Here is a 21,241-nt window from a genome sequence, read left to right as displayed (position 1 = left end):
ACCCAGAACAAACCAGATGCCCAATCCTCCAAAACAACCCAGATCACTCCAGATCGTCAGAACGCCGCCAACATATCCCTTCCAAACTCTCTTATTCTATTGTCAAAGACCTCTGGATCTACACCAATCCAGCCCAACCGGGCCAAAGACCTTAGCAAACCCAACCCCACCAGGCAAGTGCCTTTCGGCCCCGCCCCTGCGGTGAACAGCGATCTACACCCCACCCACACCACCGTCAACACCGATGAGAAGATCGTTTGGCAAAAAAATGGGATGCCGGTTGGCCCATCCGCCCGATACGGGAGAAAACCGGGAAATTTCAGACCAAAAAAATTCATGCGGCTTCGCAGGCCCGATATCGGATACCCGCCCCGCCGGCGCGATCCTTGATTCGGGGGGCAGCCCCTTTATCCTTCGGGCATGGGGCGAGTGGTCATCGGCGCCGTCGCCCAAAGGGAAACAGCACGGCATGGCTCCAGACACCCCCAAGCCTTCCCCTAACCGCCCGCACGTCCCTCAAGGCAGCCGCATCGGTCTTGTGCTGCAAGGGGGCGGTGCCCTGGGCGCCTATCAGGCGGGCGTCTATCAGGCCCTGCACGAGGCGGGGCTGGAGCCGGACTGGATTTCCGGCGTGTCCATCGGCGGCATCAACGCCGCCCTGATCGCCGGCAACCCGCCGGAACTGCGGGTGCCGCGCCTGCGTCAGTTCTGGGAGCGCGTGACGTCACGCAAGATCTGGATCGGCGACACGCCGGCCGGCGATTCGATCCGCAAGATGCACAATGCCTGGTCGTCCTTCGTCACCAGCACGTTCGGCCAACCGGGGTTCTTTCGCCCGCGCCTGGCCAATCCCTGGCTGGCGGGGCGCGATATCCATGCCGCCACCAGCTATTACGACAGCGCGCCCCTGCGCGAGACCCTGCTGTCCCTGATTGATTTCGATCGGCTCAATACGTCCGGCATCCGGCTGGCCTGCGGGGCCGTCAGCGTCGGCAGCGGTAATTTCATCTATTTCGACACGGCCAGCACGCGCCTGACCATCGACCATGTCATGGCCAGCGCCGCCCTGCCGCCGGCCCTGCCGATGGTACGGATCGGGCAGGATTATTATTGGGACGGCGGCATGGTGTCGAACACGCCGCTGCAGCACCTGCTGGACAACGCGGACCAGGACAGCATGTTGATCTTCCAGGTCGACCTGTTTTCCGCGCGGGGGCCGATCCCGCGGGACATGTTCGATGTGCAGGCCCGGACCAAGGACATCCAATATTCATCCCGCACGCGGCTGATCACCGATCATTACCGCGCCCTGCATCGGCAGAAACTGGAAATCCGTGCCCTGCTGGACCGCATCCCCGAACAGGACCTGACGCCCCGCGACCGCGCCCTGCGCCAGCAACTGTCTTCCCTGCCGGCCATTACCATCCTGCAGCTGATCTATCAGGAAGAAGCCTACGAAGGGCAGACGCGGGATTTCGAATTTTCGGCCGCATCGATGGAGGAGCACTGGGACGCCGGCGCCCGCGACACCCGCATGACCCTGTCCCATAAGGACTGGCTGCGCCCGGCGCCGGACGATGCGGGGCTGATCGTCCACGACGCACATCGCCCCGATCGGTAACCCGCTTCCCAAAGACCGGACCTGTCGCTCAGAGCGGAGCGGCCTTATGAGCCGTGAACATCGGAGCGTAGAAAATGCGCGTCGGGTCACCGCCCGCGCGCATTTTCAAACAGGCGCTCAGGTCGGGCTGGCGGCCAGCGCCTTGCTGTCGACCTTGTCACCGACAACGATGCCCAGCTTTTCGGTCAGGCCGCCTTGCAGTTCCAGCGTGGCACGGACCGCGCCATGGCTGCTGATCCGGGCCAGGCTCTGCGGCACCGCATTCTCGCTGATGGCGGATATCCGGTTGTCGGCACCGATGAACACGATATCCAGCGGCACCAGCGTGTTTTCCATCCACATGTCGCTTTGCTGCGGATAGGGCCAGACGAAGATCATGCCCCGATCGGCCGGCACCGCGGTCCGGAACATCTCGCCGACCTGCTGCTGGCGGGGCGTGAGGGCCAGTTCGACCGAGAAGACGTGCTTCGTTCCGTCATGGCCGGTGATCGTCAGGTTTTCACGCGGCAGTTCCGCCTGCGCCTGGGTCGGCGTGCCGCCCGCGTCCTGCGCCCGGGCCGCTGTCCCGCCCACCATCATCAGCCCCAGGGCGCAGGCCCCGGCGATCTTGCGCATATCCATCATGTCTTCGACTTCTCCTGTCCGCCCTTACCGCAGGAACGGGTTGCTATGACGTTCCGCCCCGATCGTCGAGGCCCCGCCATGACCGGGCAGGATCGTCACGTCGTCACCCAGCGGCAGCAGACGGGTGGTGATGGCCTCGATCAACTGGGGGCCGTTCCCATACGGAAAATCGGTGCGCCCGACCGACCCGCGAAACAGCGTGTCGCCGACGAAGGCGAAGCGCGCCTCCGGGTCGTGGAACACGACGTGGCCGGGCGTATGGCCCGGCACGTGCAGCACATGAAACGTCCGGCCCAGCAACGACAGCGTTTCGCCGTCCGTGACGTAGCGATCCACCGTCACGTTCCGCATTCCCTCCAGCCCGAAGCGCGCGGCCTGGGACGCGATATCGGACAGCAGGAACGCATCGCGCGCATCCGGCCCGACCACCGGCACCGGCGCGCCTTGCCGCCGGGACAGTTCGTCGCGCAATTCATCCGCCCCGCCGGCATGGTCAAGATGCCCATGTGTCAGCAGGATCATATCCACCGTCAGGTCGCGGACCGCCAGTTCGTGCAGCAGCCGGGGGACATCGCCACCCGGATCCACCACCACGGCATGTCCGGTCGCCGGGTCCCGCAGGATCGAACAATTCTGTCCGAAAGCGGTAACCGGAATGATGTCCAGTTCCAGCGCGGGAGAAAACGGCATCGGCCCCTCCTGAACCCGGTCGCATTCGCGAGGGGTCAGAGATTGTTTCGAGCATGACTGCCCGGCAGGTCCCCCAGACAGGGTAACCCGGACAGTCCACGCCACAGTTTCTAGGGGCAGCCCGCGCGCCCGGCAAGACCGGCGGCCGTCACCCCGGGACGGGGCGCAGCCAGCCCGTGGCGGGGATATCGAAATGCGAGGGCAGATCGTGATCGGCAACCCCGGTCAGGTCGTGCGGCTGTTCGCTGACCACGAGGGCGCGCACCGTGGCGGACAGATGGGTGCGCAGCAGATGCAGGGTCCGGGGCGGAGCGGCCAGCGCCAGGCCGTCGATCTCGCCCCGTTCCGCCGCGTCGTTCAGGTAGGTGGCCAGCGTGCGGGCAAATGCGTCCTCGCCCTCGTCACCGGCCGTCAGGCTCGTCAGCGGGTGAAATGTGCCGCCGGCATGTTTCAGCACCCGCGCCCGCGCGCCATCGGCCACCACGTACCAGGCGGAATCGAGATAAGTCATGAACCGTACCTCCTGCATCAGGGCATGCCCGATCCGGGCCGCGCCCAATTTCCAGATGGGATCGCGAAGGGGGCGGCGCAATCTGGCATGTCTATATCCCGCCTGATAGAGTGCCGTCGTCATGACGCAGCACCCCCTTCCCCGCGATCCCCTCGACCTTGCCCTGGCATGGGCCGAGGCAGGACGTCCCGCCGCCCTGGCCACCGTGGTCGCGACATGGGGCAGTTCGCCGCGGCCGCCCGGCAGCATGATGGCGATCGACGCCACCGGCCGGATCGAGGGATCGGTCAGCGGGGGCTGCGTCGAGGCATCGGTCGTCGATGCCGCCGATTCCGTCATGCGGGACGGCGCCCCCGAACTGCTGTCCTATGGCGTGACGTCGGAACAGGCCTGGGCGGTCGGCCTGGCCTGCGGCGGGGAACTGGACATCCTGGTGGAATCGGTCGGCCCGAAGGGAACGCTGGACCCCATGCTGCTGCGCCAGGCCACGGCCCTGCGATGCGAACGGCGGCCGGCCCTGCTGGCCACGCGCCTGGCGGACATGCATCATATCCTGGTGGAACGGACCGCCGGAGGAAACATGGCGGCCCATGGGGATGCCGACCTGCCGGCCCATCTGCTGCCGACGCTGGACGCGGCATTTCGCGGCGGCCGCAGCGCACGGCACGAAGCCCCGGACGGCGAGGCGTGGTTCCTGCACCTGCTGACCCCGCCACACCGGCTGCTGATCGTCGGCGCGGTCCATATCGCGCAGGTTCTGGCCCCCCTGGCGGCGGCAACGGGTTTCGCGGTGACGGTCATCGACCCGCGCACCCAACTGGCGACCCCCGAGCGTTTCCCGGGCATTCCCCTGGTGACCGACTGGCCCGACGAGGCCCTGACGGCACTGAATATCGACGATCATACCGCCATCGTCACACTGACACACGACGCGAAGCTGGACGATCCGACCCTGCGCGCGGCGCTGGACAGCGCGGCCTTCTATATCGGGGCGCTGGGCTCGCGAAAAACACAGGCCTCGCGGCTGAACCGCCTGCGCGAAGCCGGATATGACGACGCACGCGCCGCCCGCATCCACGGCCCTGTCGGCCTGGCGATCGGCGCGATCGGCGCGCCCGAGATCGCGCTGTCGATCCTGGCGGAAATCGTGGCCGTGCGGCGCGACGCCCCGCTGGCACGTCGCCCCGGCTGGGCATGACGGCGGGCACGCCCACACACGCGACGCCCCCCGTCGCCGCGCTGATCCTGGCCGCCGGACGATCGTCGCGCACCGCGCCCCGCCACAAACTGCTGGCCCCGGACGCGGCAGGCGTGCCGATGATCGTCCGCATCGTCCGCGCCGCGTGCGCCAGCACCGCCGCCCCGGTCATCGTCGTGCTGGGCCACCGCGCGCCCGAGATCCGCGCGGCGATCCTCCGCCACGCCGACCATCCCGGCCTGATCTTTACCATCGCCGAGGACCACGCGGACGGGCTGTCGGCCAGCCTGCGGGCCGGGCTGGCGGCGGCCGCGCTGCACGCGCCGTCCGGCGTGCTGGTCTGCCTGGGCGACATGCCGCTGATCGACACGATGCTGATCGACCGCCTGATCGCCCGGCATCGGCAGGATCGCGCGCCGGCGACCGTGCCGGTCCATGACGGGCGAAGCGGCCATCCCGTCCTGTGGGACCGGTCCGTGTTTCCGGCCCTGATGGCACTGGACGGCGATGTCGGCGGCCGCGCGCTGATCCGTGCGCAGGCCGGGCGGCTGGCCACGGTCCCGGCCGATGCCGCCATCCATGCCGATTTCGACACGCCGGACCGGCTGGACCGCTTTGGCACAATCGGCGCGTCCCGGAGCGACCACCCTGTTGACCCGCCCCGCCCCGGTGTCGGAGAAGGGGGCGCGCGGCCCGACCGGCCGCCCTCAGCAAGGACTGGCCCCATGAGCAAGATCATCCGCACCGAACCGAACGCGATCCTGTCGAAGGTCGTGGAGTATCACGGCTTCCTCTTTACCCAGGGCTTCGTCGCGCGCGACCTGACCGGCGACGCCACCGCCCAGACCCGCGACATCCTGGAGCAGATCGACGAGGCGCTGGAACTGCACGGCACTGACAAGACCCGCCTGCTGCAGGCCCAGATCTGGCTGAAGGACATCGCCGACCGCGACGCGCTGAACGGCGTGTGGTCGGCCTGGCTGCCGAAGGATGGAGCCCCGGCGCGCGCCTGCGTCCAGGCAGTGCTGGCCAACCCGGCGATCCTGGTCGAAATCATGATCATCTGCACGAAATAAGACACCTGCCCGGGATCCGGGGCCGGGCGACCATCTGTCGCATTTAGGTCACGGATCCCGATTCCGATTCTGTTGCGTCCAATCCTGCGCCCTTTCAGCGCCCCTTCCATGAAACCCGGTTTTTTCCTTCAAAAACCGCAATCTGCGAAAATGAAATAGGAATATATTCCTATTTATTTTTGGGAAGCGGGCCGATTTGATGAAAATGATCCGGCCTTCGCCAAGAAATGCTCCGGCGTCTTGTCAGGGTTGCAACCCCCTTGCTACCCCTGTTTTCGCAGCGACAACGCGGGTGGGGTCTTTGGGAATGCGGGCAGGCGGTTTGGGACGTTCGGTCCTTCTTTTCATGGCGGCCGCTTCCCTCGGTTTCATGCTCCCCCACACCGCCCAGGCGCGGAACGTGTCGCATCGTGCCGTCCACGGCCCCGTCGTTCACGGCCACCATATCAGCGCGCGGCGCGTCGCCCATTATCGTGATGCCGGACACGTCATCCAGTGCGTGGCTTTCGCCAAGTCGGCGTCCGACGTCATGCTGCACGGCAATGCCGTCAACTGGTGGTACAATGCTGCCGGGGTCTACGCCCGCGGGGCCGCGCCCGAGGCCGGCAGCGTCCTGAATTTCCGCGCCAACCGCCGCATGCCGCTGGGCCATGTCGCCGTCGTGACGGACATCGTCGACAGCCGCACGATCATCATCGACCAGTCCCATTGGGCGCAGCGCGGCATCAGCCGCCATGTGTCGGTCATCGACGTATCACCCAACAACGACTGGTCGGCCGTGCGCGTCGCCCTGGCCCGCCCGGGTGCCTACGGCAGCATCTATCCGACCTACGGCTTCATCTATCCGCGTCCGGATTCGACGGGCCGCATCATGGTCGCCAGCAGCGAACGGCCCGTGCCGCACACGGCCAACGCCGCACCTAGCGCCCTGAGCAGCCCGATGAACTCGACCGAAGTGGCCGAAGCGCCCGAGAGCCTGCCGGTGGTGGCCTACGGCCACGCCTTCCGCGACGACGCGCCGAACCGTTCGATCCGCTGACTGCCCGCGGACGCTTCGGCGTCCGCCCCGTTAAAGCATGGAATTGCCGCCCGTCTCGGGGCGCAGCCCCATAGGCACTAAGCTATATGGGAAAAGGAAGGTCGGGCTCTGCCCGAACCCGGCAAGGGCCGAGGCCCTTGCATCCCACTCGTTTCATAAATTACTGGGTTTCCAAAGGGCTTGGCCCTTTGGTGGGTCAAGGACAACGCCCTTGCCTTCATGCGTATGCGACGCCCACAGGCCGATCAGGCCGGCCGGCCCGCCCGGTGATAAGGGTGGCCGGTAGCGATCGCCCGGGCGCGATAAAGCTGTTCGGCCAGCAACCCCCGAACCAGCATGTGCGGCCATGTCATCGGCCCCAGCGACAAGGTGTCATCGGCACGGGTCAGAACCGGGCCGTCCAGCCCCTCGGCCCCGCCGATCAGGAAACAGAGAGGCCGCGACAGGCCCAGCCAGCGTTCGACGTGCTGGGCGAACGCCAGGCTGCCGTGGCTGCGGCCCCCTTCGTCCATCGCCACGACAAAGGCCCGGTCCGGCAGGGCCGCCAGCAGGGATTGGCCTTCACGCCGCTTGATCTCGGCCGCCGCCCCCCGCCCTTCGGGCACTTCCACCATGTCGAGGCGCGGCGTCAGCCGGTCGGCATAGCGACGGAAGAGGTCGCGCTCGACCCCATCCTTCATCCGTCCGACGGCAATCAGGCGCATGGACGCCTCGGCGCATAAGAAGACCGCGTCGGATTGCCGGCAAAAGGCGTTTGCAAGGAGTCTCTCAGACCGTGCCGTCCGGTTCGCCAACCGGCAGGACGTCGAGATCCGCGCCCCACATCCGCTCCAGCCCGTACAGGGCACGGGCCTCGGCCTTGAACAGATGCACGACGATATCGCCGGCGTCGATCAGCACCCAGTCCGAACCGTTCGCGCCTTCGATCAGCACGCGCTTCAGCCCGACCTCGCCCAGCTTGCGTTCGATATGCGTCGCCATCGCCGTGATCTGGCGGTCGGCCACGCCGGTTGCGACCACCATCCGGTCGGCGAAGGCGGCGCGGCCGGTCAGGTCCAGCACCACGATGTCCTCGCCCTTATCGTCGGCCAGGCTTTCGGTGATAATGGCCAGGTATTTGTCCAGCAGGGCGGTTTCGACGGGTTCGCGACGAACCGCCTTGCCGGGGCCTGCAACGGCCGCCTTCTTGCGCGGGGTGCCCGGCGCCTTCGCCGTGCCGGCGACGGTGCTGACCGCACCGGCGCGACTGCCGGCCGTGCCTGACGTTTTCTTGGGTGCCGTGCGACGAGTGGTCCCCGTATCGGCCGGAGGCTTCCTGGCGATGACTGTAACTCCTGCGGGAGGGTGGTGACGTGCGACCGACGCACGTAATGCCGTTGCTGATATACCGGTCTGAGGGGCCGGAAGAAAGGCCCAAGCGCAGGGCGCACGCAACGCAAGGATCGGGGCCTCGCGCCCCGGGCGGCGCCAGCGCGCCAGCGCCATTGCCGCCAGCCCATGCAGCGCCGCCGGATTGTAGGGCGGGCGCGGCAGAACCGCGAACGGCACCAGCGAGACGATCCGCCGCCAGCGCCGCCAATGCGGCAGTTGGGCCAGCCCGTCCGCCCCCATCAGCCAGACGAATTCCGCCCGGGGAAAGCGCCGGCGCAACTGCGCCAGCGTATCGACGGTATAGCGGGTGCCGATCCGCCGTTCGATGTCGGTGGCGATGATCCGCCGCCCGTCGACGCGGGCCGCAACCGCCTCCAGCCGCAGGTCGAACGGGGCCATGCCCTCTACCGGCTTCAGCGGATTGCCGGGCGACACCATCAGCCAGACCTGGTCCAGCCGCAACTGCCGCAAGGCCCGCTGCGCGAGTTGCAGGTGGCCGGCATGGACGGGGTTGAAAGAACCGCCCAACAGGCCGATCCGCACCCGCCGCCCGTCGCCCCACGCGGGAATCGACGCCATGGTCAGGGACGCTGCTGTCCTGTGCCGATGACTTCGTACCGGAAGGTGGTCAGTTGCTCCAGCCCCACCGGGCCACGAGCATGGAAACGGCCGGTGGCGATGCCGATTTCGGCGCCGAAGCCGAATTCGCCCCCATCGCAGAACTGCGTCGAGGCGTTCCACATCACCACGGCGCTGTCCGTGCCGTTCAGAAACTGTGCCGCGGCATCCGCGTCCTCGGTCACGATCGCCTCGGTATGTTCGCTGCCGTAGCGGGCGATATGCGCCAGCGCGTCCTCGACCCCGTCCACCACGGCGATCGACAGGATCGCATCCAGCCATTCGGTGGCGAAATCGGCCTCGGTCGCCGCGGGCAGGTCGGGCAGGATGGCGCGGGCGCGCCCATCGGCCCGGAAGGCGCAGCCGCGCGCGGCCAGGTCCGCCACGATGTCGGGCAGCAGGGCCGGCGCGACGGCCGCGTCGATCAGCAGCGTTTCGGTCGCGCCGCAGATGCCGGTGCGCCGCATCTTGGCGTTGACCACCAGCCCCCGGGCCATCGCCGGATCGGCGGCCGCGTGGACATAGGTGTGACACAGCCCCTCGGCATGCGCCAGCACGGGCACCCGGGCCTCGCGCTGCACCCGTTCGACCAGCGACTTGCCGCCGCGCGGAATGATCAGGTCGATCAGGCCGGACGCCGTCAGCATGTCTGCCACATGGCGGCGGTCGGTATCGGGCGCGATCTGCACCGCCGTCTCGGGCAGGCCGGCGGCGCGCAGGCCCGCCGCCATCGCCGCATGGATCGCGCGCGCGCTGTGCAGGCTTTCCGACCCGCCGCGCAGGATTACCGCATTGCCCGACTTGATGCACAGGCCGGCCGCGTCGGCGCCGACATTGGGGCGGCTTTCATAGATCATGCCGATAACGCCCACCGGCGTCGCGACGCGACGGAACAGCAAGCCGTTGGGCCGCGTCCATTCCGCCATGATCCGCCCGACCGGATCGGGCAGGCCCGCCACATCCTCCAGCCCCCGGGCCATCGCCTCGGCCCGCGCTGGGGTCAGGGTCAGCCGGTCGCGAAAGGACGCCGTGGCGGTCGAGGCGGCAAGATCGCGCGCGTTCGCCGCCAGGATGTCATCCTGCCGATCGCGCAGGGCCTGCGCCGCATGCCGCAGGGCCGCGTCGCGCATCGCCGACGAACTGCGCGCCAGGGCATGCGCGGCCTCACGGGCAGCAGCGGCCAGGCGCGGCATGGCCGGGACCCAATCGGTCCGGTCCGTGTCGTCCATAACGGGCGCGACTGTGTTCATGATCGGCTCCCTGCCCCTGTGCGGATACGCCGCCGGATTATTGTCGGTTTTGTCGAAGTCGGGAAGGACAGGATTGGGGCGCTGCCCCAAGCCCCGGCAAAGGGCGGTCGCCCTTTGCAAACCCCTGACATCAAAGTTGCCGAAAAGGGGGCTGGACCGGTGGCCTGTTGAGCGAGAGTGCCACGAAGCGGCACGCCCGGCGTGTGTTTCCGCGCGCCGGATCGCCAACAGGGCGCCTGTCCAGCCCCCTTTTCAGACGTTGAAGCGGAAGAGAAGAACGTCGCCATCCTGCACGACATAGTCGCGACCTTCGATCCGCAGCTTTCCGGCCTCCTTGGCGCCGGCCTCGCCCTGGTAGCGGACATAATCGTCATAGGCGACGGTTTCGCAGGCGATGAATCCGCGCTCGAAATCGTTATGGATCACCGCCGCCGCCTGGGGCGCACGAGTGCCGGCCGTGATGGTCCAGGCACGGGTTTCCTTCGGCCCGACGGTAAAATAGGTCCGCAGGCCCAGCAGGCGATAGCCCGCGGCGATCACACGATCCAGGCCGCTGTCGGCAAGGCCCAGCCCGTCGAGGAATTCCTTGCGGTCGTCCGGGCCCAGCTGGCTGACCTCGGCCTCGATCGCCGCCGACACGACAACGGCGATAGCGCCCTCGGCCTCGGCGCGGGCGCGCACGCGCTCGGACCATGCATTGCCGGTGGCGGCCGACGCTTCCTCGACATTGCAGACATACAGGACCGGCTTGCTGGTCATCAGCTGCAGGCGGCGCACGGCCTCCTCCTGCCCTGCCGGAATCGCCTGGCGGGCGGGCCGGCCCTCGCGCAGGACCTCGATCAGCGGCTCCATCAGCGCGACCTGGGCGGCGGCGTCGCGGTCGTTGCCCTTGGCCTTCTTCTGCAAGGCCACGATCCGCTTTTCCAGCGATTCCAGGTCGGCCAGCATCAGTTCGGTCTCAATGATCTCCGCGTCGCGGATCGGGTCGATCCCACCCTCGACATGGGTGATGTCGTCATCCTCGAAGCAACGCAGCACGTGGATGATCGCATCAACCTCGCGGATGTTCGCCAGGAACTGGTTGCCCAAGCCCTCGCCGCGCGAGGCGCCGCGCACCAGGCCCGCGATATCGACGAATTCCAGGCTGGTCGGCAGGATCTTCTGCGACTTGCCGATCGCCGCCAGCGCGTCCAGCCGCGGGTCGGGCACCGCCACCCGGCCCACGTTCGGCTCGATGGTGCAGAACGGATAGTTCGCGGCCTGGGCCGACGCGGTTTCGGTCAGGGCGTTGAACAGGGTCGACTTGCCGACATTCGGCAGGCCCACGATGCCGCAATTGAACCCCATCAGCCCTTCTCCCCGGCCAGCAAGGCCATTTTCGTCATGAACAGTTCGGGCTGCCCGTCCGCCAGGACCGGCGCCGTGTCGGACATGGCGTCGAGCATGCGCTCAAGCCAGTCCTGGTCGCTTTTCGCGAAATCGCCCAGCACATATCCCGTCACGCGGTCGCGCGCGCCAGGGTGCCCGATCCCGATGCGGACGCGCCAGTACTCCTGGCCGCCCAGCATCCGGTCCATAGAACGCAGGCCGTTGTGGCCGGCGGCGCCCCCGCCCTGCTTCACCCGCACCCGACCGGGTGCCAGATCGAGTTCGTCATGGAAGGCGGTGATCGAGGCGATGGGAATCTTGTAGAAGGCGGCAGCCTGCTGAACGCTCTCGCCCGAAAGGTTCATGTAGGTCAGGGGCTTGAGCAGCAGCACCTTGTGCCGCCCCACCCGCCCTTCGGCCACCTCGCCCCGGAAGCGCTTCCGCCATGGCGCGAAGCCATGGCGGACGGCGATCCGGTCGACGGCCATGAAACCGACATTGTGCCGGTGCCGGCTCATCCCCGGCTCAGGATTTCCGAGCCCGGTCCAGAGCAGCATGCCGTATTCCCTGTCGTATGGCCGTGTCCGCTCCTGGGATTACTTCTTCGCCGGGGCTGCCGCGGCCGCGGGGGCCTCGGGCGTTTCGTCGACGCTGGGCGCGGCGACGGTGGCGATCACGAAGTTCGGGATCTGCAGGATCGGCGTCACGTTTTCCGTGCCCTGCAGGTCGTTCCAGCGGACGTTGTCGTGAATGTCCAGCTGCGACAGATCGACCGTGAACGAGGACGGCATGCTGGCCGGATCGGCGCTGACTTCCACCGTATGGCGGACGATGTTCAGCACGCCGCCGCGCTTGATGCCGGGGGACTTGTCCTCACCCGTGAAGAGGATCTGCACTTCGACATGCATGCGCTCGCCGGCGGCAAGGCGCTGGAAATCGACATGGATCGGCTGGTCGGTGACCGGATGCAGCTGGATCTCGCGCATCAGGGCGTGGGACGACGCACCGTCGACGGTGATGTCGTACACGCGCGAACGCCAGCCGGCCTTGTGCATTTCGCGCACCACCAGACGGGGGTCGAGCGCGATCAGGGTCGGTTCCTGCTTCGCACCATAGATGACGGCCGGCACCTGGCCGTCACGCCTCGTCGCACGCGCTGCCCCCTTACCAGCCTTCGCGCGCGAAGAAGCCTCAAGTTTCGTGAATTGGGTCACTGTCTGCTCCTGAAAACCAAGCACGCGGGCCTCCAGGGGTGCCCGCGCGTGCGGGGGCCTTTAATGGAAAACCGGTTCCGACGCAAATTTTTCGGCCGCCCGGCCTGGTCCGAGGCCCTTGCCGGGTTGGGGCAGAGAGCCCGACCGATGGGAATCAGCCCAGCGGGGACAGGCCCCAGTCCGTCCGGTTGCCGTTCGCCTCCTCGGCACGCGGCGCGACCCACAGCGGCACCGCGTTGGGCAGGCGCACGTTCGGCGGCAGGCCCATGGCGGCGCGCAGGGCGCGGAACATCGCGCCATGGCAGACGATCAGCACCACGCCGTGTCCGTCCAGGGCCCGGTTGACGGCGGCGACGGCACGCGCGCGCAGTTCCGCGAACGGTTCCGCCCCCTGCGGCGTGTACTCCCCGGCGATCCAGCTGTCGTACCAATGGCCCATCGGCTGGCCTTCCTGCTCGCCGAAGCAGACCTCCTGCAGGCCGTCGTCCACGGCCACGGGCAACGGCGCCGAGCCCGGAGCGGCCATCGCCTGCGCGACGATCTGCGCGGTGCGCAGCGCCCGGACCAGCGGCGAGGACACGATACGGGCCACCGGCATGTGGTCGTCCTCGTGCCGCGACAGCAGGGCGCCCGCGGCCTCGGCCTGCGCGATGCCGCGCGCGTTCAGGGGAATGTCCGACCGGCCCTGGGATCGCCCCTCGGCATTCCAGTCCGTCTCGCCATGGCGCAGGTACCAGTACGGGCGGGCGATCAGGTCGGTCATGGGGCGGCTCCTTTTCCGGTTCGCCTGAAGGAAACTGCTTTTGAGCCGGTTTGAAAAGCCGCTCCCTCGCAGGCGCAGCCCGTCAGTCGAACAGCGAGGAGACCGAGCTTTCGTCCGACACGGCGCGCATCGCGCGCGACAGCAGGTTGGCGGTGCTGATCTGGCGGATATTGGTGGCCTTAGTCACGGCGTCGGTCGCCGCGATGCTGTCGGTCAGGGTCAGCATGCCGATCGGCGAATCCGCGATCCGCTTCACCGCGCCGCCGGTCAGCACGCCATGGGTGACGTAGGCCTCGACCGCCGTGGCCCCTTCCTTCATCAGCGCCGCCGCCGCGTTGCACAGCGACCCGCCGCTGTCGACGATATCATCGACCATGATGCAGTAGCGGCCGCGCACGTCGCCGATGACGTTCATGACCTCGGACACGCCCGCGCGCTCGCGCCGCTTGTCGATGATCGCCAGATCGACGTTCAGCCGCTGCGCCAGCTGGCGGGCGCGCACCACGCCCCCCACGTCGGGCGAGACGATCATCAGGTTCTGGTCCCCGCCGGGAATCGCCATCGGCGGCGCGTCATAGGACAGCGTGCCGTGATCGATCCGCCCCTTGATATCGCGGGTGAACAGCGGCGCGGCATAGAGGTTGTCGACCGGAATGTCGAAGAAGCCCTGGATCTGCATCGCATGCAAATCCATCGTCAGGATACGGTTCGCCCCGGCCTCGACCAGCAGGTTGGCGACCAGCTTGGCGCTGATGGGCGTGCGGGGGCCGGATTTGCGATCCTGCCGCGCATAGCCGAAATAGGGCATCACCGCCGTGATGCGCCGTGCCGAACCGCGCCGCAGCGCGTCCAGCATGATCAGCAGTTCCATCAGATTGTCGTTGGTGGGCGAGCAGGTGCTCTGGATCACGAACACGTCCTCGCCGCGGACGTTTTCGTGAATTTCGACGAAGACCTCCATATCGGCGAAACGGCGGACCGAAACATTGCAGAGCGGCATGCGCAGCTCGGACGCAACCTTCTCGGCCAGAGGCAGATTGCTGTTGCAGGCGACGATCTTCATCTGGCGACGCTCCCGGGCGGCGATCTCGTGGGATAGCGCGCGGGTTCTAGCAATCGCGCCCGCTCCTGTCATCCGTCTCGCGCAACGGTCAGGGATGCGGGCTGCATTTGGATCGGCCTAACGTGGCGGAATCGCCACAGGCGCGCCCGGCGGCAGCGGCACGTTGTCGCGCCCGGAATAGCGCGAGACCACCTGCCGCACGCCGCCCGCGGCCTCCTGCGCCGCGGCAACGGCGACGTCGCCCCAATGCCCGTCCAGCGAATGGGCGTCGATGTCATGCAGCTGCGTCGCCGCCCCGGCCTCCTTGCCCGCCGCGTCCACCACCCGCCAGACAAGCTGGAGATGCTGCTGCGGATGACCGGTCGTGCCCGGCGGGCCGTCCGTCACCGTCACCTTGCAGGACACCGAAAAATCGGCGTCGCGCGGCGTGTTCTGCACGGCGTCCTCGGCATCGCGCAGCGAGGTTGCGAAGGCCCTCGCCAGCGCCACGTCGCCGTCGCCCGGCGCGCCGGCCACCCCGGCGAAATAGATCCGCGCCGCCCGGTGCTTCAGGCTGTGCGGGTCATGAGCCATCTGGTCGGCCTGGATTCCGGTCAGCGCGCCGGCAATGCCCGGCGCGGCCTGCTGCGCCGCGCTCTTCAGCACCGCCAAATCGCCGGCCGCCCAGGCCGCGGCGGGAATGCCCACGCCCTCGTCCGTGCTGCGGACGATCCCGGCGGGGGTGATGACGCTGTAGGTCGGCACCACCTGGCCGCCCCGGGCCACGGCCCCCAGCCGCAGCCACCAGTCGCCCTTGCGCGCCGGCTGGGCCACGGCAGGGACGGACTGGTCCAACAGGGCGGCCACGATATCGCGGCTCCATTCCCCGGCGGCGGCGTCGCCCAGCAGGGCGGCCGGCGGTGCCGGAACCGCCAGGCGCGAGGGCGGCGGATTCAGGGCCAGCGACCGCCCTTCCCGCCCCGGATCGCGGAACGGATGCGGCACGTCGAGACATCCGGACAGAAGGGAAAGGCCGGCCGCGCCGATCAGGCCGGCCGCACGATGGACAGAAAGCGCGCGTTTCATGCGCCGCTTGTAGCATCGGGCCGGGCGATGACCGAAATCTGGTGCCCGATCGGGCCGCCACCCGCCAGGGTGCGCCGCCGATGGCTGAAGAACCGGTCGGAATCGGCCAGCGTATCGACGCCCAGTGCCACGGCATGGCCCACCCCGGCCCGCCGCAACCGCGCGACGCAATAGCCTGCCAGGTCGAACTGGTAATGCGCCGCCCGGCGTCCCGGCGCAAAGAAGGGCGCGGCCCCCGCGTCGGCGGCCAGCGCCTGGTCGCGCATGTCCGGCCCGACCTCGTAACTGGCCTGCCCGATGCAGGGGCCGACCACGGCGCGGATGCCGGCGGCATCGGCGCCCAGTGCCGCCATCGCCGCCACCGTGGCCTCCAGCACGCCGCCGGCCGCGCCACGCCAGCCGGCATGGGCCGCGCCCACCACCCGGCCGTCGGGCCCGGCGAACAGCACAGGCCCGCAATCCGCCGTAATGACGCCCAGCGCCACGTCCGCGCGATCGGTCACCAGCGCATCGGCCGTGGGGCCGCCCCCCGGCGTCCAGATCGCCTCCCCGGCCCTTACGACGGCGACGCCATCGCCATGGACCTGCGTCACACCTAGCAACCGGTCCGGGGCGACCCCCATCGCGGCGGCGACCCGCCGCCGGTTCTCGGCCAGCGCCCCGGCTTCGTCGCCCGAACGGGTCGAGCAGTTCAGGCTGGCGTACGGCCCCTGCGATACGCCGCCCCGGCGCGTGAAAAACCCGTGGCGCACGTCGCCCAGCAGGGCGTGGCACAGGATCGAATCGTCCGGAATCCCGTTATCGGTCATGGGATGTCTCCTGATGCGGGGCCGCCGCGAAACCCGGCGGCGGCGGCAGGCCGGGCGAGGCGGCGACCAGCGCCTTGAACAGCCGCCCCATGCGATCGGGCGCGGCCAGGCGCTGCGCCGCATCGCGAATGGCATGGGCCTCGGCCGGCGGGCGGGCACGGGCCAGCTGCTCGGCCCGGGCGAACAGGCCCAGGCCCGCCAACAGCGCGCCCTGCGTCACGCTGCCGTGGACATCGGCCCCGGCGGCGCGGGCGGCGGCGGCGAAGGAGGCGAAATCGACATGGGCGGTCAGGTCGGCCTGCCCGGGGTCGGCCAGCGGCCAGGCGGGCTCGCGGTCGCGCAGGGCCTGCAGCGTGTCGCCCCACAGCGCACCGTCGTAACCGTAATCGACGAACAGCGCGACGCCGGGCGCCCGGCGGAGGCGGGCCGCCATCGCGCGGGCCACCGCCAGGGCGTCGGCGCAGACCTCCAGCACCTCGCCCGGCGGCACGGGGCGATCGAACGGACCGCCGGCCGGCAGGTCGGACGCCGGCCGGGTCGCGAAGCCCACCCCCTGCACGAAGCGTTCGTCCCACCCCTCCACACGCCGCACGAACTGGCGGATCGGCAGGGCGTCGAGAAATTCGTTGGCCAGCAGGATCATCGGGCCGTCGGGCACATCCTCGACCCGGTCATGCCAGGCGACGGGCCGCGCGGCCCGCCCTTCCAGCGCCCCGGCCTGGACGGCGCGCAGGCGCGGCGACGTTTCCACCAGGTGGATGGCGGCGGCGGCATGACAGTCCGGCGCCACGCGGGACAGCAGGCGCAGCATGTCGGCCATCAGGGTGCCGCGCCCCGGCCCGGCCTCGACCAGCAGGAACGGGTCGGGCCGGCCCATCCCCTGCCAGGTGACGGCGACCCAGGCGCCCAGGATTTCGCCGAACATCTGCGAGATCTCGGGCGCGGTGGCGAAATCGGCGAACGGGTCGCGCCCGGCGTAATAGGCCGCGTTGGCCCGCGCCATGAAGTGGTCCAGGCGTTCGCCCCCGCCCGCCGTCACGCCGCATCGGCCCCGGCGTCGGCCGCCATCAGCACCGGGCGGGGCGGGCGCATCATCGCCTGCGCCATCAGTCCCGCGCCCGCGATCGCCATGGGAACGCACAGCACCTGCCCCATCGTGGTGCCGAAGGGCAGGAAACCGATGAAGGCATCCGGCTCGCGGAAGAATTCGCAGATGCTGCGCGCCACGGCGTAGCCGAACAGGAACAGGCCCGACAGGAAGCCCGGCCGTTCGCGGATGGCTGCCCGGCGCGACACCAGCCACATCACCGCGAACAGCACCGCGCCCTCCAGCAGCGCCTCGTACAGTTCGGAAGGGTGCCGTGGCTCGGGCCCCGCCTGGGGAAAGATCATGGCCCAGGGCAGGCTGGCCGGGGCCGGGCGCCCCCACAATTCGCCATTGATGAAATTGGCCAGACGCCCCAGCCCCAGCCCCATCGGCACCACCACGGTCACCCGGTCGGAAAAGCCGAGGAAACTGAGCCTGTTGCGCCAGCTGAACAATGCCAGGGCAATAACGACGCCCAGCGCCCCGCCGTGGAACGACATGCCGCCATGCCAGACCTGCAAGGCCGCCAGCGGGTGCGCCAGATAGACGCCCGGCTGATAGAACAGGATATAGCCCAGCCGTCCGCCCAGCACGACGCCCAGCGTCGCCCAGGTCAGGAAGTCGTCGACCTGCAGGGCCGTCGCCGCCCGGGGCGCCAGCGCCACCAGACGACGCACCAGCCGCCAGCCGATCAGCAGGGCGGCGATATACGCCATGGCGTACCAGCGGATGGCCAGCGGGCCCACATGCACCATGACCGGATCGAATTGCGGGAATATCAGCACGGGCAGCATGCGGCATCTTTCTGCTGGATCGGGTCGGGGGAAGATCGGTCGGAGGCGCCCGGCCTGTCAGAGGTACGGGTCGGCGGCGGCGAGATAATCCTGCACATAGCGGCGCACCCCGTCTTCCAGCGACGTGAACGGCCGGGTGTACCCCGCCGTGCGCAGGCGCGTCATGTCGGCGCAGGTATAGGATTGGTACTGGCCGCGCAGGGCGTCGGGCATGTCCACGAAATCCACCTGGCACGGCCGGCCGGCCGCGTTGCACACCGCGCGCGCCAGGTCCAGGTAGGTCCGCGCGACGCCGGTGCCGCAATTGAACAGGCCGCTGACCCCGGGCGTGTCCAGCAGCCACAGCATCACGTTCACCACGTCGCCGACCCAGATGAAATCCCGCGCCTGGGCCCCGTCGGCCAGCCCCGCGACGTCCGAACGGAACAGCCGCGCCGGCAGGCCCTGGCGGACCTCGTCGTACTTCACCTTCACGACCGAGATCATCTTGCCCTTGTGATACTCGTTCGGCCCGTAGACGTTGAAGAATTTCAGCCCCGCCCACTGCGGGGGCGCCACGCTGCCGCGCTCCAGGCGCGCCGCCACCTGCCGGTCGAATACATGCTTGGACCAGCCATACAGATTCAGCGGGCGCAGCGCCTCCAGCCCCGCCGGGTCGTCGGAAAACTGTTCCGGCCGGTCGGCCCCGCCGTAGGTCGCGGCGGACGAGGCGTAGATGAACCGCGCGCCGTTCCGCGCGCACCAGTCCCACAGTCGGGTCGACAGGTCGATATTGGTCCGCCAGACTAGGTCGCCGTCGCGGGCGGTCGTTTCGCTGATGGCCCCCAGGTGGAAGATGGCCGTGACATAGGGCCGGGTGGCCAGGAAATCGTCCAGCGCCTCGGGCGCCAGCAGCCGGTCGGGCGCGTGGCGGGCGACGTTGCGCCATTTGTCGCCCGTCCCAAGCCAGTCGACGACGATCGTTTCCTCGCCCCGCGCCCGAAGCGCCGCCTGCAGACATGAGCCGATGAACCCGGCCCCACCGGTGATGATGATCATGACCCCGGTTTATAGGGATGCGCCGCCCGTCCTCCAAGCCGGCACGAATGGCGGATGGCCTTGGCGACATGGAATGTCTATATCGTCGACACCATATGTATTCGGCCGGCCGCCTTCCACGCGGCCGGCCGGCAGAACCCGCCCTGGAACAGGAGGCCCTGCGATGACCGACAGGCCACGCTTTTTCGATGATCTCGCCGGTGTCGCCGGTGGCGCGTTTTCCGCCCTGGCCGGCGTGCGCGAGGAAATCGGCGCCATCGTCCGCGCCCGCGTGGACGAGGCGCTGTCGTCGCTGAACCTGGTTCGCCGCGAGGAATTCGAGGTCGTGCGCGAACTGGCCAGCCGTGCCCGCAGCGGGCAGGAAGATGCCGAGGCGCGCCTCTCCGCCCTCGAATCGCGAATCGCGGCGCTGGAGGCCGACAGCGGACGGTTCCAGCCCTACGCCCCGCCGCAGGATCCGGCGCCCTTCAACTCGTTCTGAAAACGAACGAGGCGGCCTAAAAAATCCGCGCCGGACGAGTGCCGCCCACGCGCGGCGCTTGCCAGCCTGCCCGCACCGCCCATAGGGTTGACGGGTGGCCGTGTCCCGCCCCCGGGTCGGGACAGCGACACGGCCCGGTTCGCAGACGTTCGGGGTCCGGCGCGCGACGCCGGCCTCCCTCCACGGCTTTCGGGGAGTCCCACATGCCTGCCCTTACGCTCTCCTCACCCTCCCAGGACTCCAACCCCCTCGATCTCATGGAACAGATCGTCGGCGGATATGAATGGGCGTTCGAACGCCGCAACGATTCCGAGATGGCCGCCGAGGCCCCCGGGAAATGGTGCGACTACGGCCTGTACTTCTCGTGGTCGCGCGAAGTCAGCGCGATGCATTTCACCTGCACGTTCGACCTGAAGGTTCCGCCTCAGCAACGCCGCGCTCTGTTCGAACTGGTCGCCCTGGCGAACGAACGCCTGTGGATCGGTCATTTCGGCATGGATCTGGAAAGCGGCATGCCCCTGTTCCGCCACGCGGTCCTGCTGCGCGGCGCGCCGGGGGCGTCGATGGAAAGCCTGGAAGACATGATCGACATCGCAATCACCGAATGCGAACGTTTCTATCCCGCGTTCCAGTTCGTGCTGTGGGGCGGCAAGACCCCGGCCGAGGCCCTCGAGGCCGCGATGCTCGACTGCGCCGGCGAAGCATGACGGACGGCACCGGAACCGCGCGCGATCCCATTCCGCCGCTGCTGCTGGTCGGCTGCGGACAGATGGGCGGCGCCATGCTGGCCGGCTGGCTGGCCGAAGGGCTGGCCCCTTCGGTCATTCTCGACCGGCATCGCGACACGGTTCCGGCGCCGCACCGCGTCGTGCCCCTGGCGGCCGACCTGCCGGCGGATTTCGTCCCCGCGCTGATCGTGCTGGCCACCAAGCCGCAGAAGGCCGACGCCGTCATTCCCGAGCTGGCGCGCTTCGCACGGCACGCGCCGGTCCTGTCGGTCATGGCCGGCAAGACGGTCGGCGGTCTGACCGACGCCTTCGCGGCAGCGGGGGCGCCAGGCGCGGTCGTCATCCGGGCGATGCCCAACACGCCCTCGGCCATCGGGCAGGGCATGACGGTGTGCTACGCCCCGCCGCCGGCCACCCCGGCCCAGCGCGCCCTGTGCGAACGGGTGCTGTCGGCGATCGGCGACACCGCGTGGGTCGAAGCCGAGGACCAGATGGATGCCGTGACGGCGGTGTCCGGCAGCGGCCCGGCCTATGTCTTCCTGCTGGCCGAACTGATGGAACGCGCGGGCATCGCCCAGGGCCTGCCGCCCGCGCTGGCGCGGCGGATCGCCCGGCGCACGGTGTCGGGCGCCGGCGCGCTGATGGAACAAACCGACGTGGACGCCGCCGAACTGCGCCGCCGCGTGACCAGCCCGGGCGGCACCACGCAAAAGGCCCTGTCGGTGCTGATGGAGGCGGACGCATGGCCCGCCACGCTGGACGCCGCCATCCGCGCCGCCGCCCTCCGCGCGCGCGAACTTGCGTCCTGACGCGCGCGGGCTCGCCCGCCGCGC

Annotated in this window: 24 protein-coding genes and 2 pseudogenes; 9 read left to right on the top strand and 17 right to left on the bottom strand. The window is 69.0% G+C overall.

The window, feature by feature from the left end:
- Positions 1 to 390, top strand: a 390-nt coding sequence (locus tag HLH34_RS19220) for a hypothetical protein (protein WP_220792208.1), incomplete at its 5' end; no start/stop codon positions are given.
- 79 nt (positions 391 to 469) lie between these two features.
- On the top strand, positions 470 to 1,621 hold the full coding sequence (locus HLH34_RS15820; protein WP_183120523.1) for a patatin-like phospholipase family protein: 1,152 nt from the start codon (positions 470 to 472) through the stop codon (positions 1,619 to 1,621).
- 117 nt (positions 1,622 to 1,738) lie between these two features.
- Here the strand turns inward: HLH34_RS15820 and HLH34_RS15815 are convergent, their stop codons facing one another.
- From HLH34_RS15815 to HLH34_RS15805, 3 genes are all read right to left on the bottom strand, one after another.
- A complete protein-coding gene (locus HLH34_RS15815) occupies positions 1,739 to 2,200 on the bottom strand; it encodes a DUF192 domain-containing protein (protein WP_240162188.1) in 462 nt (153 codons plus the stop codon).
- Positions 2,201 to 2,269: 69 nt separating this feature from the next.
- Positions 2,270 to 2,935, bottom strand: coding sequence for an MBL fold metallo-hydrolase (locus HLH34_RS15810; protein WP_275690717.1), 666 nt, complete (start codon positions 2,933 to 2,935; stop codon positions 2,270 to 2,272).
- Positions 2,936 to 3,083: 148 nt separating this feature from the next.
- Complete coding sequence (locus HLH34_RS15805) at positions 3,084 to 3,446, bottom strand: host attachment protein (RefSeq protein WP_183120535.1); 363 nt, start codon at positions 3,444 to 3,446, stop codon at positions 3,084 to 3,086.
- Positions 3,447 to 3,567: 121 nt separating this feature from the next.
- Here HLH34_RS15805 and HLH34_RS15800 point away from each other — a divergent pair, with 121 nt between their 5' ends.
- The 4 genes and pseudogenes from HLH34_RS15800 (at position 3,568) to HLH34_RS15785 (ending at position 6,759) form a co-directional block, all read left to right on the top strand.
- Positions 3,568 to 4,644, top strand: coding sequence for an XdhC family protein (locus tag HLH34_RS15800; protein WP_183120521.1), 1,077 nt, complete (start codon positions 3,568 to 3,570; stop codon positions 4,642 to 4,644).
- Positions 4,641 to 5,171, top strand: a pseudogene (locus HLH34_RS15795) (nucleotidyltransferase family protein); the annotation flags it as partial. The gene HLH34_RS15800 and the pseudogene HLH34_RS15795, both read left to right, overlap by 4 nt.
- Before the next feature lie 198 nt (positions 5,172 to 5,369).
- Positions 5,370 to 5,720 carry a RidA family protein gene (locus HLH34_RS15790; RefSeq protein ID WP_183120534.1) on the top strand — a complete coding sequence of 117 codons (351 nt, stop codon included), beginning with the start codon at positions 5,370 to 5,372 and terminating at the stop codon, positions 5,718 to 5,720.
- A gap of 307 nt (positions 5,721 to 6,027) precedes the next feature.
- On the top strand, positions 6,028 to 6,759 hold the full coding sequence (locus HLH34_RS15785) for a CHAP domain-containing protein (protein WP_183120520.1): 732 nt from the start codon (positions 6,028 to 6,030) through the stop codon (positions 6,757 to 6,759).
- Positions 6,760 to 7,004: 245 nt separating this feature from the next.
- On the opposite strand, the gene HLH34_RS15780 is transcribed toward HLH34_RS15785, so the two are convergent.
- From HLH34_RS15780 to rfaD, 14 genes and pseudogenes are all read right to left on the bottom strand, one after another.
- Positions 7,005 to 7,463 (bottom strand): 23S rRNA (pseudouridine(1915)-N(3))-methyltransferase RlmH, encoded by a 459-nt coding sequence (locus HLH34_RS15780; RefSeq protein ID WP_183120519.1) that lies wholly within the window; start codon positions 7,461 to 7,463, stop codon positions 7,005 to 7,007.
- Between the two features lie 64 nt (positions 7,464 to 7,527).
- On the bottom strand, positions 7,528 to 8,082 hold the full coding sequence (gene rsfS, locus HLH34_RS15775) for a ribosome silencing factor (protein ID WP_373318587.1): 555 nt from the start codon (positions 8,080 to 8,082) through the stop codon (positions 7,528 to 7,530).
- A gap of 30 nt (positions 8,083 to 8,112) precedes the next feature.
- A pseudogene (locus tag HLH34_RS15770) lies at positions 8,113 to 8,709 on the bottom strand (nicotinate-nucleotide adenylyltransferase); the annotation flags it as partial.
- 2 nt (positions 8,710 to 8,711) lie between these two features.
- On the bottom strand, positions 8,712 to 9,977 hold the full coding sequence (locus tag HLH34_RS15765; protein ID WP_183120532.1) for a glutamate-5-semialdehyde dehydrogenase: 1,266 nt from the start codon (positions 9,975 to 9,977) through the stop codon (positions 8,712 to 8,714).
- A 273-nt stretch (positions 9,978 to 10,250) separates the two neighbouring features.
- Positions 10,251 to 11,345 (bottom strand): redox-regulated ATPase YchF, encoded by a 1,095-nt coding sequence (gene ychF, locus HLH34_RS15760; RefSeq protein ID WP_183120518.1) that lies wholly within the window; start codon positions 11,343 to 11,345, stop codon positions 10,251 to 10,253.
- Positions 11,345 to 11,923, bottom strand: coding sequence for an aminoacyl-tRNA hydrolase (gene pth / locus HLH34_RS15755; RefSeq protein WP_183120517.1), 579 nt, complete (start codon positions 11,921 to 11,923; stop codon positions 11,345 to 11,347). The genes ychF and pth overlap by 1 nt, the downstream gene beginning before the upstream one ends.
- A gap of 39 nt (positions 11,924 to 11,962) precedes the next feature.
- Positions 11,963 to 12,580, bottom strand: coding sequence for a 50S ribosomal protein L25/general stress protein Ctc (locus HLH34_RS15750; RefSeq protein ID WP_183120516.1), 618 nt, complete (start codon positions 12,578 to 12,580; stop codon positions 11,963 to 11,965).
- A 154-nt stretch (positions 12,581 to 12,734) separates the two neighbouring features.
- On the bottom strand, positions 12,735 to 13,343 hold the full coding sequence (locus HLH34_RS15745) for a histidine phosphatase family protein (protein ID WP_183120515.1): 609 nt from the start codon (positions 13,341 to 13,343) through the stop codon (positions 12,735 to 12,737).
- Positions 13,344 to 13,425: 82 nt separating this feature from the next.
- The gene (locus tag HLH34_RS15740; RefSeq protein WP_183120514.1) at positions 13,426 to 14,406 is read right to left on the bottom strand and encodes a ribose-phosphate pyrophosphokinase; all 981 of its coding nucleotides are present in this window, start codon (positions 14,404 to 14,406) and stop codon (positions 13,426 to 13,428) included.
- Positions 14,407 to 14,523: 117 nt separating this feature from the next.
- Positions 14,524 to 15,471 carry a hypothetical protein gene (locus tag HLH34_RS15735; protein WP_183120513.1) on the bottom strand — a complete coding sequence of 316 codons (948 nt, stop codon included), beginning with the start codon at positions 15,469 to 15,471 and terminating at the stop codon, positions 14,524 to 14,526.
- Complete coding sequence (gene pgeF / locus HLH34_RS15730) at positions 15,468 to 16,280, bottom strand: peptidoglycan editing factor PgeF (protein WP_183120512.1); 813 nt, start codon at positions 16,278 to 16,280, stop codon at positions 15,468 to 15,470. Before pgeF ends, HLH34_RS15735 begins: the two co-directional genes overlap by 4 nt.
- Positions 16,270 to 17,283, bottom strand: a complete 1,014-nt coding sequence (locus HLH34_RS15725; protein WP_183120531.1) for a class I SAM-dependent methyltransferase — start codon at positions 17,281 to 17,283, stop codon at positions 16,270 to 16,272. The genes pgeF and HLH34_RS15725 overlap by 11 nt, the downstream gene beginning before the upstream one ends.
- A 32-nt stretch (positions 17,284 to 17,315) precedes the next feature.
- Positions 17,316 to 18,161 carry a prolipoprotein diacylglyceryl transferase gene (gene lgt / locus HLH34_RS15720; protein WP_183120511.1) on the bottom strand — a complete coding sequence of 282 codons (846 nt, stop codon included), beginning with the start codon at positions 18,159 to 18,161 and terminating at the stop codon, positions 17,316 to 17,318.
- A gap of 57 nt (positions 18,162 to 18,218) precedes the next feature.
- Positions 18,219 to 19,199 carry an ADP-glyceromanno-heptose 6-epimerase gene (rfaD, locus tag HLH34_RS15715; protein ID WP_183120510.1) on the bottom strand — a complete coding sequence of 327 codons (981 nt, stop codon included), beginning with the start codon at positions 19,197 to 19,199 and terminating at the stop codon, positions 18,219 to 18,221.
- A gap of 163 nt (positions 19,200 to 19,362) precedes the next feature.
- On the opposite strand from rfaD, the gene HLH34_RS15710 reads away from it, so the two are divergent.
- From HLH34_RS15710 to proC, 3 genes are all read left to right on the top strand, one after another.
- Positions 19,363 to 19,680: an accessory factor UbiK family protein gene (locus tag HLH34_RS15710; protein ID WP_183120509.1), complete on the top strand. Its 318-nt coding sequence runs from the start codon at positions 19,363 to 19,365 to the stop codon at positions 19,678 to 19,680.
- Between the two features lie 203 nt (positions 19,681 to 19,883).
- Positions 19,884 to 20,387 carry a type III secretion system chaperone family protein gene (locus HLH34_RS15705; protein ID WP_012553583.1) on the top strand — a complete coding sequence of 168 codons (504 nt, stop codon included), beginning with the start codon at positions 19,884 to 19,886 and terminating at the stop codon, positions 20,385 to 20,387.
- Complete coding sequence (gene proC / locus HLH34_RS15700; RefSeq protein ID WP_183120508.1) at positions 20,384 to 21,217, top strand: pyrroline-5-carboxylate reductase; 834 nt, start codon at positions 20,384 to 20,386, stop codon at positions 21,215 to 21,217. Before HLH34_RS15705 ends, proC begins: the two co-directional genes overlap by 4 nt.
- Positions 21,218 to 21,241: the final 24 nt, after the last annotated feature.

The organism is Gluconacetobacter azotocaptans, from assembly GCF_014174355.1.
In the GTDB taxonomy this organism is placed as follows: domain Bacteria; phylum Pseudomonadota; class Alphaproteobacteria; order Acetobacterales; family Acetobacteraceae; genus Gluconacetobacter; species Gluconacetobacter azotocaptans.
This window is presented reverse-complemented; position numbering and strand designations above follow the sequence as displayed.